This window comes from Cupriavidus pauculus (assembly GCF_008801835.1).
GTDB lineage: Bacteria > Pseudomonadota > Gammaproteobacteria > Burkholderiales > Burkholderiaceae > Cupriavidus > Cupriavidus pauculus.
In genome coordinates this window covers 63,670-77,717 of sequence record NZ_VZOW01000005.1, presented here as the reverse complement: position 1 = coordinate 77,717, position 14,048 = coordinate 63,670, and the positions used below count along the sequence as shown (strand labels likewise).

Genomic DNA, 14,048 nt, shown 5'->3' with positions numbered 1-14,048 from the left:
CCAGCATTTCACTCCGCGGCGCGCGGGCTTGCGCATGGCGATCACTTGGTCGCTCCTTGCTTGGATGGGTCAGCCGGTCTGCAAACGGCATTGGCCTCGTCGAAATAGGCATTCAGGTCCTGGACCTCCGGCAGCGCGAAATCAAGTACACACGATTTGCCGTCAAGGCTTTGCACTTTCATTCCGGCCGCCGCCTGTGTATTGGGCAAGAAAATGGTGCCGTCGTTAAGAACGGTCGTCAGGAAGGTGCCGGATGCATCGGTAACCGTGGCGTTGCGCGGCAGAGGCTTGCCTTCCGTATCGACTGCGTGCAATAGCAGGCGCCTTACCTTGACGACATCGAAATCGACGTAAGTGACCGATCCTCGGCCAGGATTGATTTGGCGGAAGGCGTTGGTGATATCGATATTGCGCGGCAATGACTTTGTGGCGACCTCCACCCGGCTCGACGTGTACGCGGGTTCGTTCGAAATCACCGCTTGCCCCCAAGGATCGGTCCACACGGGGCCTTGCGGCGTGGAAATCTTGATGCCTTGCACATCGCCGAGCGACGCGATGCCAAACGTATCCCCCACAGCGTAGGGCGAGAAGGTCACCCCGTGCTTGTGCGCGACAAGGCCGCCATTCATGCCGACGTTATAGGACGTACTAGAGCTGCCATATTGAGAGACGCCAAGGTTGAGATGCGTGTAGTAAGGCGTCATCGACGCAGTGGCCGATGCCGCAGCAGATCCCTCGGAAGGCCGCCCCTCCGCATTGACGCTATAGCTGAAGCCATCGTTGACCGCTTCGTTATACGTTGCGCCGATCCGGGTTTCGCCCTGAACCCGGTTGACATAGCCGCGCACGCTGCGGCGGCCAAGCGGAATCGACACGCTGGCGTAGATCGAATTGCCATTGTTTTCCCCGTCACCGCCCAGGGATTTCTCCGCGTTGATCGATACAGTGGCGTATTTGAACGACTTGCCCCACGAGGCGGTCACACGCTGCGTCACAACGTTGGTAAAAAGCGTGGACCGGCTATAGCTGATCGTGACGCCGCCCAGCAGTTGCTGACTCCAGGAAATGCCGGCCGAATACTGGCTGCGATAATGGTTGTCGACCCACGCGGAGGTGGTCTCCTGCGTGGTATCGGTCAGCGACCGGTAGCCTTCCGTCTGTTGCGTCGCCGAGGCATTGACGCTGAATCCATTACCGATCGTCGACGAAAGCGAACCCGTCAGCTGTGCGCCGCGCTCGCCCTGTCGCGTCGCATTGGAAAACAGCCCGCGAAGGCTGACATTAGTCGAGTTCTTGAACACTCTAGCATCGGCGCCTGCGCCCACACTCTGGTATTGAGTGCCGAACATCAGGCCGCCGGTCAACCCCACGTTCTTGCCCGCACGCCACGTCCCGGTGCCCGTGGCCATCCAGGGCTTGACCGGCGTTTCGTCACCGAGTTGTCGTAGCTTGCCGACGGCAAACGAATAACCCGGGGCGATCCCGAGCGAGCCAGCATTCAATTGCGCCGCAGGCACAACGAACTTCCGTGCCGCCCCGTTCGCCTCGATGACCGTGACTTCGACGTCATTGCTGCCGTTCAGCAGCGGCACATTGCTCAACGTGAACGGCCCCGGCGGGACCATGGTGTTGTAGATCAACGCGCCGGCCTGGCGGACCTCCACGCGAGCCTGCGTCTGTGCGATGCCATCGATACTCGTGCCGTTACCCGTGCTGCGCTTCAGCGCCAGTTCGGGAATCCACTGCGCACCAGTGATGGCCGGGCCAGGAAAGATCGAATTCCCCACATTGATCTCGCCTGCCTGAAACACGGATTCCCGCTCGACGAACGTCCGTTGCGCATAGGCGTAGAGATGCGAAAAATTCGACGTATTGCCGTCATTGCTATAGGTGTTGCGATTGCGAACGATCCAGTCGCCCGCATTGAACCCAAATTCGTTGGCCGCGGAAAAATAGCGCGTGCTGCCGCCCTCGAAGCGGCTGCCCGTCGCCAGCAGATCGTAGTTGAGCAGCGCTGCCACGCCCCCCGTCGTGTAATCGACTTGATCGACGGCGTCGATCCGTAGCGCATCGGTCGGAACGAGCAGATCGACTGCAGAGCTGCTCGGCTTCAGCGTGATCACCGTGGCTGGCCACGCGCCCTTGAAGTCCAGGCACGACCCCGCCGCATCCGGGGCAGGTGCTTGCGGCGATGCAGATTTGCGATCGACGGCGTCGTCGCCTGGCATCCGAAGGCCGAGCCTGGCCACAAGCCGGGCGTCGAAACAGAGTTGCCCCTCGTCGTCGAATCGCGCCATGCCGGATCCCTTTGACTTCCCGTTGACCTTGAATGTCACCAGCGACATGCCTGGCGTAAAGCGCGCACCGTGCATGAAATAGTCGGCGATGCGCGGATCAATGCCGCGCGATTTCATCATGTCGAGGTCGAAACCCTTCGGTGCAACCGCTGCGGTGGGTTCGGCCGGTTCTGTAGTTTTTGTCGATTCGGTAGGTTCGGTCGGTTCAGCCGGCGCAGCCCGTTCAGCCGGTGCGGCAGACGCAGCCTGTTCGACTTCTGAAATATCCCCTCGTTGCGAACCGGGGCGGACCGGGGCGCTCTTTGCTCCGACGTCCGCCGCCTCGCGCACCTCCTCCGGGCCTGCCGGCATCGTTTGCGCTACCGCGTCCAACACGAAAATCCTTGCTAGGCCAAACGCAAGCAAGGCCAACTGCAGCGCGGTATTGCACAACCCCAATCTTCCGATTGCGCCGCGTGGGCGGCGCCGGATTTCCTTCTTATCAAGTTGCTCCATTGGTACTGCATCACTTCGATGTGCGTTCCGGCGAAATCGGCGCATCGAAGCTGTCGACTGCGAACCCGTAAAGCGTTGCCGGGTACAGGCGCACCGAAACTGGCTGGCCCGGGACCTTGCTCAACGGCACCTTGACAGTTGTTTCCGGCAGCACGTAGGGACGGGGCAGCTCCGCGGCTTCCTGCCCCGGCTGGAACTGCACCGATTGCGCCAGCCGAATGACATAGGGGCTTGGGTTTTCGACGATCAGTTCATCGCCGCTCACGCTGATCCGCAATCGCTTCCAGGGCTCGCGCTCGATCGGCAGACCCTTGGGATGAATCACCAGCGGAAGATCCTGGCGCACGGTCATCGTCACGCGCGCCTCCCCTGCCTTGTCGTCCTTGGGCGGAATGCCTTCGAACACCGCCCGCGCGAGACGCTCGGTCTTCAGCGGCGTCTTGTTACGCAGGATAAAGCGCACGACCTGCGTATCGTTGCCCTCCACGCGCGTGACTGGCGGCGTCACCACCACAAGGTCCTCCTTGTCTTCCTCGATGTGGTTGATCGAGGTATAGAGCAATTGTGGCGAGGACTCGCTGTTCTTCACGTTCATGGTCGCCTCGCCGTCGGCCTCGTTGACCAACACCACCGATGTCTCCGGCACCATCCCCGTGGAAAGCGCGAGCGGCGAGACCGTCATCGCGCTCAACGCAAGCGCCAGCGAGCGAATTCTGAACATGGAGATATCTCTCATCGTCTTCACCCTTATATCCACCTAAAAAAGATTATTCAATTACGACCCTAACATTAGAATCGCAGCGAAGTTTGCACCTGACAATTACAGCGCCTGAATAGTAATTTTCTCAAAAATCACTTAATTTTCTGGCTTATAAATTCCATGACCATGGTCTTGTGACGAATCGTAGTAGACGTTCCGAAAAACTCCACAAGTTTCGGTAAATTGCGATGGACCCTGTTCATACCCAACCTTAGTGTCGTTATTCACCTCAAAACTCTTCACGGGCATCTTCTCAATGCGCAACAGATCCACAAACGAACCGGAGTCCGAACAAAGAAGGAAAACCATCCTTCATACCGCACAAGCCCAGGCCAATGCTCTGCATGGCATGTACCGCGAAACGCTGACCGAATTTCTGGCCGCTCCAAATGCCGTACCGCTTCCGCGAGCGGCGCGGGCGATGTTCTGGCTGGGAAGGCTGCGCCAATGGCGCGCCATCGAGCTCGACAGCGGCACCACTTGTTCGTCCACCAACTGGCTATCTCTGCAGCTTGGCGTGGTGGAATCCGTGGCGGCCACGCATGCGCTAGCCATTCACAAGGAACAGTGGAGCGGACCGGTCCGGCGTCAGACCTACGAACGCGATATGTCACTGCAGATCGCCATGCTGCTGGCGCTGGGGTGGAACGATCTCGCCGCGTTTGTCCTGCGGTCGTGGTTCGGCGTCGACAGCGACCCCACGGACATGATCGCGCTCAGCGGCATGACCGGGATGATCATCGCCGTGGCCGGGAAGGCGCTCGACGTCCCCGTGCCGCAGCCGGCCTTTCAGAAAAGCGACGCCCTGCTGGGCCAGATCGTCGATAGCTGGCAAGCAGATGACAACGTATTTGGTCCGCTTGCCAAGGAGCTGGCGGAGCGACACCTGTTTCAGTGCCGGCTCGACACAGACGAGTCGCTCTTTGACTTCGATCACCCTCTAGAACAGGCAATTCCAGTGGAACTGTTGATGCTGCTGCGTCAACGCGGCGTGACGCGAACACCCGACTGGCTGTCGCAACATGCGGCACTCGCGCATCCCGCCGCGGTTCTCGTGCAGACTGGCGCGCCAGTCCAGTCGCAGCGGTGCAAGGGCTTCGTCGAACGCGCCAGCCGATTACTGCCGCAGTATTGCGGGCTGACCGACGCCATCGCCAATCAGGCCCAAATCCTGGAGGCGCCTCCGCATTGATTCGACAGGCCAAGTTGGCCGCTCCGTCACAGGGCGCCGCCAGGAGTCGGCGCGATGTGGGGAACCCGCAGCTTCGCTTGCTGCCGTTGGCCTCTCGTCTCCCGTCTTTCGCAGCAGATCCTCAGCGGCCGCATCCGCGCGGAAGAACGATGCGCGCAATTAGCTGAAATACGATTGCGGCACCTCTGTGTAACTAGTCAGAATCTTGCGCTCATCATCGGTATTCATCCTCAGAAGTGGCGTTCGACATTTTTGAGGTTTCGTAATCTTCGACTTAACGCCAAAACTGCTCGCGTCAATCCTTCAGAATTTTCCAATCCATATACGGAACCAGACGAGGAAAAAGGTTTTGTTGCCCCACCAGAAACGGACAGAATATGCACTCCTGCAGCGAGTCAGCCACCACCTAGACTAGTTCCCGCTTATTCCATCAATCTCTGATCGCACACAATGGAATTTTGTGGAATCGTGTGTTTTTCAGTTAACGATGGAGTATTTTCCTTATGTTCGCGAAAGCACGACTCTTTCACACGACGTTACCCCGGCGGATATCGCCGCTTGCCTGAAAAAAGGAATTTGAGGCATGCCTGCAAAAACCATTCGCGTTGCCCTGGCCGACGATCATCCGCTTGTTGTCATTGCGCTGAGAGATTGCTTGCAACGAACCCCCGGCTTTCAGGTCGTTTGCGAATGTACAAACGGTAGTGAACTGGTTGGAGCACTGGCAGAGTTTCCGGTGGACGTTGCCGTGACCGATTTCAGCATGGGCCATGGCGACTCATCGATCGACGGCTTCAACCTGCTGCGTCGGCTGGTGCGTCTGTACCCCGAGACACGTATCGTCATTGTCAGCGCGCAGACCAATCCCGGTGTGGTCACGCGTGCGATGAAGCTCGGCGCCCGCGCCTTCGTCAGCAAGGAGGACGAACTCGATGAGATTGTTCGTGCTTGCGTGCATGTGACGGTCAGCAACGGCCACTTCTATTCGCCGTCGATCCGCGCCGTGCTAGACAACGCGTCGGCGGCGGCCGCGCCCAGCACCGAGCTGACGCTTCGCGAACTGGAAGTCATCCGGCTATATGCGCAGGGGTTTCAACTGAGCGAGATCGCCAAAAAGCTCGGTCGCTCAGTCAGCACGATTTCCAGCCAGAAGACCGTAGCCATGCGCAAGCTCAACGTACAGACAAATACAGACCTGATTCGTTACGCCTACGAAAACGGACTGATCTGATCCTTCCATCGGGCCATGCAACAGATTCTCGACCGCACCCAGGAATCCCTGGCCCAATCCTTCCAGACGCTTGCCCGCAACGCGAGACGGCAGCAGCACCTCTACTACGTCACGGTTGGCCTGCTGATCGTAATCGTCATCGTGTCGGGGCTGTTGCTTGCGGGACTGGCGGCAGCCCGGCACCTCGATGTCAGGCGCAACCATGTGGCGCAGTACGTCAGCACCATTTCGCTTCAATTGCAGGGGGAGACGTCGCTGTTGCGGCGCACCGCGCTGACATTGCGGTTCTATCTCGAGGCCGACAGCGTCGGACCGGTTGACGCGGCGGTATTCGATGGAATCCAGCGAAACGGCAAATTCTTGTCGGCAGACGGACGCTATGCGCTGCTGGTGCCACCGGCGACGCAACAAGCCTGGGGACACGCGACGGCGCAGCGCCTGTGGCAGCTTCAGCAAATCGCCACGGCGACGATCACTACGCAGATGGCGTTTCAACAGAACCACATTGCCTATATTGTGGATGCCGATGCCGCCTTCGCCATCATCTTGTCGCCCACGCGGCTGCCCGAATACGTGATCTCCAGCCTTGGGCCCGGCCACGTTTCTGTGCTGCGCGACGCGATAGCCCAAAGCGTACGCGAGCATCCGGGCCAGCCACAGCAACCCGCCTGGATTGGTCCGGTCGAAGACCCGCTGCTGAAAGAACAGGCTGTGACGGCCGTGCTGGCAACTACCACAGCGAACCGCCGGCACAGTGCCTACCTTGCCGCAAGCATTCCCGCAAGCGCCTTCCTGGCGCGCCTGAAGCGGCCGGCCGACCCTGCCATGCTGTTGCTGATCAACCCGGCGAATGTGCCGGTCGATGTGTCGCCGCCAATCAGCCCTGGCCAAATCCAAAGCATCCTGTCGAACGTCCCGCAGACGCCAACCGAATCGCTTGCGATCACGCGCTCTGGCCTGTTGCTGGTGCAGCCGTTGAACCCTGGATTCGGCTCGCTGGTCTATGCGCTGTCGTTCCGGACGCTGGCCGGATCGATTGCCGCAGAACTGATCGCCATTGGCGGCGTCGGCGTCTTCCTGATCGGCTGTATCGTTTTGGTAGCGCGATACTGGGACGTTCACCTGCTGCGCCGCGGTCACGCAGAAGCCGCACGTGCGCTCGAGAGCGAAACCATCAACCATGTTCTTGTGAGTGCGACGCCTATCGGGCTTTGCATCGTGCGTAAGCGCGATAACCAGATCATCACGTCGAATGCGGTCGCCAATGCGTTGCTTGGCCGCGCACAGGGCGCATCGCTGCCCGCCCATATTGCCGACGCGCTGTACGCCGCGTCCGCCGCCCCCGCGCAGCCCGGCCAAGGTGCGATCGCCCAGGTCACCGTCCCGGCATCGCCGGGCGCGTCGTCGCATGATGCGCCCGATGTGGCCGCAGCACTACGACAGTTTCTTCTCGTCACTTGCGCGCCGGTCCGCTATGGCGATGAGGATGTGCTGTTCTGCGCCATCCAGGATGTGACGGCGCAGCACCGGCTAGAGGACCAACTGCGTGCCGCCCGCGAAGCGGCCGAGGCGATGATGCGTGCGCGGTCCAATTTCTTCGCGGCGATGAGCCACGAGATTCGCACGCCGTTGAATGCGCTGCTTGGCAATCTGGAACTGCTGGTCCGCGCGGACGGCATGGGCGCCCAGGCCTCCCGGCTGCGCGCGCTGCAGGTGGCGTCGGACGGCCTGCGCCGGATCGTCAACGACATCCTCGATTTTTCGAAGATCGACGCAGGCGAGATGAAGTTGGCCAATGAATCGTTCCGACCGCTCGAGGATCTGGAAAGCCTGTCGATGTCCTATGCGCCGATGGTCGCGGAACGGCCCATCCGCTTCTACGTGCACCTGTCGCCCACACTGGATGGCGCGTTTTTTGGAGACCGCACGCGAATCTCCCAGATCATTGGCAATCTGCTCGGCAATGCCTTTAAATTCACGGCCTGCGGCAAGATCGTGCTGAGCGCGGAAATCACGGTCGATACCGAGCAGCGCACCATATTTGTCTGCCGCGTACGCGATTCCGGCATTGGCATGCCGCCGACGCTGGTATCCCGCGTCTTCCATCCTTTCGTGCAGGCGGAGCCGGGGACTTCGGCCCGCTATGGTGGAACGGGGCTCGGCCTTTCCATTTGCGCGCGCCTGACAGAACTGATGGACGGACATATCGGCGTGGAAAGCGTCGAAGGCGTTGGCAGCGCGTTCACCATCTCCATTCCGTTGCCGCAAGCGCCCGGTGAGCAGACGGCCCACGAGCCCGCTGTCCGCGGCAGCCAGGCGATGGTTCTGTGCCAGGAGCCGGAATCGGGCAACATTATCGAAGCATGGCTGCAACGCGACGGCTGGCGAACGCAGGTGTTCCACCAGATTGATCCGGCGCTTGGCTGGCTGCGCAACAATCGCCCGCACATCCTGATCGTGACAGGAGAATACAGCCTGCAGACGGTTCAGGCACTGCGCGACGTCCACGGCGCCCAGGCGGTTTGGATCACCCGCAATGGCCCGGAGCACCCGCGTGCGTGCGCGCCGGGGGTATTCGAAGTGACCACGTTCGATCATGCCGCCCTCCTCGCCGCAGCGCTCGCGGCACTGAATGCCGACGACACGCCCACCTTGGTCGATGTGTGCGAGCTTGACGGGGCAACGCGATCATCGGCACGGCTCGACGACCCGGACGCAACCGGCAGGCTGCCGGGTCCACCCCGTACGATCCTGGTGGCGGAGGACAATGCGCTAAACCAGACGCTGATCGCCGAACAGCTTGAAACGCTGGGCTGGCACGCGATCGTCGCCGGTGACGGACGTCAGGCCCTCGCGATCCTTGAGGAAGATGTGGCCGACGTCGACGTCGTGCTGACGGACATTCATATGCCCGTGATGGATGGCTACCAACTTCTGGCTGCTGTCCGTGCGCTACGGCCGGACCTGCCGGTTCTGGCATACAGCGCCGTCACGCGCGACGATCATGCTGGCGACTGGCTCGCGCGCGGCTTCGCCGGCCATATTGCCAAGCCGGCATCGCTGCGGTCGCTCGGCACCGCGCTGTCCGAAATTCCCGTACATCAATTGCACGACGAGGCAATTTCCATGGAAGAACATCAGGACGTCGCCGACGCTTCGCCAATTCCAGCATCGGAATGCGCGCGCTATCGCGCCATTCTCCGCGCGCATCTTCAGCATGACGAGCCCGAACTGGCCGACATCGTGCTTCGCCGCGATGCGGCAGCGTTGGGCCATTGGGCCCATCGTTCGGCGGGCGCCTTCCTGATCGTCAGCGAAATCGCGCTCGTGGACATGTGCCGTGCGGTGGAACACCTGTGCGAGGCGTCCCCGCTCCAGTGGACGGACGACATTGCGACTTCGGCAGCGGAGTTGCTGGACAGCATCCGGCAGTTCAGTAACGCGCACGACGCCGACGATACCGCTGCCACATCCTAGAGCTAGCGGGCCCGGCGCCCATCTCGCACGGCGACCACCCCGCAACGCCACAGCGAGCCGGTGCGACCCGGGATTTGCGCAGGCGAGGCAGACGGGACGATAATGACGCGTCCAACGTCGCGCTCATTCTTTTAGCGCGACGATCGGCTTTCCTCCGCAAGTCATCGCCCCCTGTTCCATGCAGCCCCATCAAGGCCTACCCCGGCCCCAGCGTACCTGGGCCATTCTCACCGTGTTCTGCGGCCTGATCATGGCCGTGCTGGATGGATCGATTGCCAACATCGCGCTTCCTTCGATCTCCCGTGAACTACACGCTGATCCGGCGCGCACGATCTGGGTGGTCAACGCCTACCAGTTGACCGTCACGGTATGTTTGCTGCCCCTTTCGTCGCTGGGCGATATCCTCGGCTACAAGCGCGTCTACCGCGTCGGACTGGCCACCTTTCTGGTGGGCTCGTTGCTGTGCGCACTTTCGGTCAATTTGCCGATGCTGGTGGCGTCCCGCGTGATACAGGGCATCGGCGGTGCCGGGATCATGAGCGTCAACACTGCACTGGTCCGCTATATTTACCCGCCGACGAAGCTCGGGCGTGGCATCGGACTCAACGCGCTGGTGGTCGGCGTGACGATCGCTGTCGGGCCTTCGCTGGGCGCGTTGATTCTCGGCATCGGCAGCTGGCAGTGGCTGTTTGCTGTCAACGTGCCCGTCGCCATTGCGGCCCTGGCCATTTCTCGTAGCGCATTGCCCGAAACGCCGCCGCAGCCGCACTCCTTCGACTATCCCAGCGCTGTACTGTCGGCCATCGTATTCGGCCTCTTTATCCTCGGTGTCGACGGACTTGGCCATGACGCCCTGCGCATCGCGGGCATCGTCGGCGTGCTGCTGGCGATTTTCCTGGGATGGATTCTGGTCCGCCGGCAACGTGGGCGCACCGCACCGCTGGTCCCTGTCGATCTTTTCGCCAGCCGGGCCTTTACGCTTGCCGTGGGGACGTCGTTCTGCTCGTTCATGACGCAGATGCTGGCATTCGTTTCCTTACCGTTCTATCTCGAATACCAGTTGGGGCGCAGTTTGCAGGAGACCGGCCTGTTGATCACGCCATGGCCGCTCATGGTGGCGCTCATGGCCGTGGTTTCGGGGCGTCTGTCCGACCGCTATCCGGCCAGCATCCTTGCGGGCGCCGGATTGCTCATGCTGTCGTGCGGACTGCTCAGCCTTTCACTACTGGGACCCGACGCATCGAGCCTCGACATCGCGTGGCGCACGGCGTTGTGCGGTATCGGCTTCGGCTTCTTCCAGTCGCCCAACAACCGCGCGATGATTGGCGCCACGCCGCGCGAGCGCAGCGGCGGGGCCAGCGGGGCGCAAGCCACCACGCGCCTGCTGGGCCAGACCACCGGCACCGCGGTGGTGGCGCTGATGTTCAGCCTCGATCAACAAGGCGCCGCTCGCATGGCGCTTCCTGTCGCAGCCATCGTGGCCGGCATCGGCGCGGCGATCAGCCTGAGCCGCCTGCGGGACCGACCGATTCCCGCGTCGACCACGTCGGCCGAGCCTGACGCCTAAGACGATTCGAGCCTTGCGTCGCGGAAACGCAGGGCTCGGTCCGTCCGCTGCACCATTGGCTCGCGGCAAATCCGTGTCGTCGTTATTCAGCCTTCGCGCCGGATTCCTTTACCACCTTGGCCCATTTGGCGATCTCGGCGCGCTGGTATTCGGCGAGTTTCTCCGGCGTTCCCAGCACCGGATCTAGGCCCAGCGTCTTCAGCTTGGCCCGGACATCGGGCAGCGTGAAGATGCGATTCAGCTCCGCGTTCAGACGGCTGACGATTTCCTTGGGCGTGTTGGCTGGTGCAAAGACTGCGAACCACGACGTGGCCTCGTAGCCGGGCAGACCTTGCTCTGCGATAGTCGGGATGTCGGGCGCGGATGCCGAGCGTTGCGCACTGGTTACGCCCAGCGCACGCAATTTGCCCTCCTTCACCACCGGTAGCGCGGACGGCAGATTGTCGAACATCATGGTGATATGCCCGCCGAGCAGGTCAGGAATCGCCATGGCGCGGCCCTTGTATGGCACATGCGTGATCTTGGTGCCCGCCATCGTGTTGAACAGTTCGCCCGCCACGTGCAGCGAAGTCCCGACGCCTGGCGTGCCGAACGTCAGTTGACCCGGCTTTGACTTGGCCAGCGCAATCAGCTCCTGCACGTTCTTGGCGGGCACTGATGGATGCACGACGAGGACGTTGGGCGTCGAGGCCAGCAGGATCACCGGCACGAAGTCCTTGACCATGTCATAGGGCATCTTGCTGTAGAGCGCGCCGTTGATCGAATGCGTGCCGACCGTGCCCAATGCCAGCGTGTATCCATCGGGCGGGGCATGGGCCACGGCCTCGGCGCCGATATTGCCGCCGGCGCCGGGCTTGTTGTCGACCACTACCGGCTGGCCCAGAGACACCTTTTCAGAAAACAGACGCGCAAGAATGTCAGGCGCCCCGCCGCTCGGGAACCCGACCACCATGCGAATCGGCTTGGTGGGATAGGGCTCGGCGGCCTGCAATGCAGGCATCGACACGATGGCTGCCGTGGCCGCCAGCATGGTCAGCACCCGCCGACGCGGGAAGGTTCTTGCGCGCATGACGTTGTCTCCTGTCTCGTTGTTATGGGCCAGACCGCAACTACACGGCGATATTGCCGAATTCCTTGCTGACCTGATCGTGCAGCCGGCGCATGCCGCGCAGCCAGCGATCGTAGTCCTGACCCTTGCGGCGATAGTACTCGAGCACTTCGGGATGGGGCAGTATGAGGAAACTCTCGTTGACAACGCCTTCGAGCGTCTTCTCGGCAACGTGTTCTGGCGTGACCGACCCCGCCTGCAAGAAGCCCTTGCGCTCGCCACTTTCGCCAAACAGCATTTTCGTCTGGACGCCTTGCGGGCAGATGCAACTGACCTTGATGCCACGGTCGCCGTACGTGATCGATAGCCATTCGGCAAAGCCGATCGCCGCATGCTTGGTCACCGCATACGGCGCCGAGCCGATCTGCGACAGCAGGCCGGCCGCGGACACGGTGTTGATGAAGTAGCCGTCGCCGCGCTCCAGCATCTGCGGCAGCGCGGCCTTTGCGGCATGGATGTGCGCCATCACGTTGATGTCCCAGATGCGTTGCCATTCTTCCGCACTGGCGTCGAGGCCCTTGCGCAGGATGATGCCGGCATTCGAGCAGAACACATCCACCTGGCCAAAGCGGCGCGTCGCGATATCGACCAGCGCCTGCACGGCTTCGGCATCGGCCACGTCCACGCGCTGCGCAAACAGCTGGCATTCCGGCGCGATCTTCGCTGCCTCCGCCGCCACCTGCGCGGCGCCGGCTTCGTCGATATCGGCCACCGCCACGGCGCGGGCGCCCGCCTTGGCGAAGGCCATCACCAACGCCCGGCCGATACCGGTGCCGCCGCCGGTCACGATCACTGTCTTGTTGCGAATATCCATGCTTGTCTCCTCATCGTTCTTGATTGCATTCGCATCACGCAGGCTGCCAAAGCCGCGTGGCAAGGGTGTCGGCAAGCTCGCGAATCCGCGGACCGAGATTGCCTTCGAGAATTTCCGGCGACAGCCGCGTCGACGCGCCACCGATGTTGATCGACAGCACTTCCGAGCCATCGGCCAGGCGAACCGGCGCGGCGGCGCCACTGACCGACCGATCCCATTCGGCGTGGGCCACGCAGAAACCGCGTCGCGCGTGTTCGCGCAATGCGCGGTCGAGTTTGCTGCGCACGCCAGCCCAGCGCGCGCCGTGATGACGTTCGAGCTGCTCAAGCACCGCGCCACGCCGCGCCGCGGGCAGCCCGGCAAGCCAAGCGCGCCCGATTGCCGACGTGGCCATCGGCAGCCGGGAGCCCGGTGTCAGGCGCATCACCAGCGCACCGCGCGGCTGGCAGACTTCCAGGTACAGCATGTCATGCCGATCCGGCGCGGCCAGCGCAACCGTACAGCCCGTAGCAAACGCCAGCGACTGCATCAGCGGCTGCGCGATATTCCGGATGCCGGCGCCGGACAGATATCGCTGACCAGGCAGCATTGCGCTCTGCCCGATCCGGTATTTCTCGTGGCCTTCCACATAAACGAGATAGCCAAGGCTGGCGAGCGTATAGGTGAGCCGCGACACCGTTGGTCGGGGAATACCCGTACGGCGCGACAACTCGGCGTTGCCAAGAAAGTCGTCTCCAGGCCCGAAGGCGCGCAGCAATTCGATCCCGCGCGCCAGCGCCGTGACGAAATTCCGGTCTTCACTGTCCGGCGGATGCGCGGCCTCGCCGGATACCAGCGCGGCATCGGTGGGTCGAGGAATCGAGGTCGTGCGTTTCATGTGCCTTTCATATCAGTTTCTGTGCCGGGGCAGCGGCGCTATGTAGCGAAAACATACGGGTCATATGCGCTGTACATAGGTCCCGCCGGCGGCAGATGAATGCGTTATCGCGCCACTTGCACGCTGAAATCAGGGAATACACCGACGATGCACGGCACTTCGAACGGGTGCTATTTCGCACACCGGAATACTACGTCCGATTGCTTGACGCTCGCGGAAACGCTATGCAA

Annotated in this window: 9 protein-coding genes; 4 read left to right on the top strand and 5 right to left on the bottom strand. The window is 61.9% G+C overall.

Annotated elements, in window-relative coordinates:
- Window positions 1-41 precede the first annotated feature (41 nt).
- Together F7R19_RS07965 and F7R19_RS07960 are read right to left on the bottom strand one after the other, a co-directional pair.
- Window positions 42-2,669: a fimbria/pilus outer membrane usher protein gene (locus F7R19_RS07965; protein WP_150979902.1), complete on the bottom strand. Its 2,628-nt coding sequence runs from the start codon at window positions 2,667-2,669 to the stop codon at window positions 42-44.
- 133 nt (window positions 2,670-2,802) lie between these two features.
- Entirely contained in the window at window positions 2,803-3,513 is a 711-nt protein-coding gene (locus tag F7R19_RS07960; RefSeq protein ID WP_061958113.1) for a fimbria/pilus chaperone family protein, read from the bottom strand.
- 646 nt (window positions 3,514-4,159) lie between these two features.
- Here F7R19_RS07960 and F7R19_RS30110 point away from each other — a divergent pair.
- From F7R19_RS30110 to F7R19_RS07940, 4 genes are all read left to right on the top strand, one after another.
- On the top strand, window positions 4,160-4,744 hold the full coding sequence (locus tag F7R19_RS30110; protein ID WP_223506055.1) for a hypothetical protein: 585 nt from the start codon (window positions 4,160-4,162) through the stop codon (window positions 4,742-4,744).
- A 583-nt stretch (window positions 4,745-5,327) separates the two neighbouring features.
- A complete protein-coding gene (locus tag F7R19_RS07950) occupies window positions 5,328-5,975 on the top strand; it encodes a response regulator transcription factor (RefSeq protein ID WP_061958111.1) in 648 nt (215 codons plus the stop codon).
- A 15-nt stretch (window positions 5,976-5,990) separates the two neighbouring features.
- On the top strand, window positions 5,991-9,452 hold the full coding sequence (locus F7R19_RS07945; protein WP_150979901.1) for an ATP-binding protein: 3,462 nt from the start codon (window positions 5,991-5,993) through the stop codon (window positions 9,450-9,452).
- 178 nt (window positions 9,453-9,630) lie between these two features.
- Window positions 9,631-11,019, top strand: coding sequence for an MFS transporter (locus F7R19_RS07940; RefSeq protein ID WP_150979900.1), 1,389 nt, complete (start codon window positions 9,631-9,633; stop codon window positions 11,017-11,019).
- Between the two features lie 82 nt (window positions 11,020-11,101).
- On the opposite strand, the gene F7R19_RS07935 is transcribed toward F7R19_RS07940, so the two are convergent.
- From F7R19_RS07935 to F7R19_RS07925, 3 genes are all read right to left on the bottom strand, one after another.
- A complete protein-coding gene (locus F7R19_RS07935) occupies window positions 11,102-12,049 on the bottom strand; it encodes a Bug family tripartite tricarboxylate transporter substrate binding protein (RefSeq protein WP_223506355.1) in 948 nt (315 codons plus the stop codon).
- A 79-nt stretch (window positions 12,050-12,128) separates the two neighbouring features.
- Window positions 12,129-12,941 carry an SDR family oxidoreductase gene (locus F7R19_RS07930; protein WP_061958149.1) on the bottom strand — a complete coding sequence of 271 codons (813 nt, stop codon included), beginning with the start codon at window positions 12,939-12,941 and terminating at the stop codon, window positions 12,129-12,131.
- A gap of 34 nt (window positions 12,942-12,975) precedes the next feature.
- Window positions 12,976-13,818, bottom strand: a complete 843-nt coding sequence (locus F7R19_RS07925; protein ID WP_061958107.1) for an IclR family transcriptional regulator — start codon at window positions 13,816-13,818, stop codon at window positions 12,976-12,978.
- Window positions 13,819-14,048 lie beyond the last annotated feature (230 nt).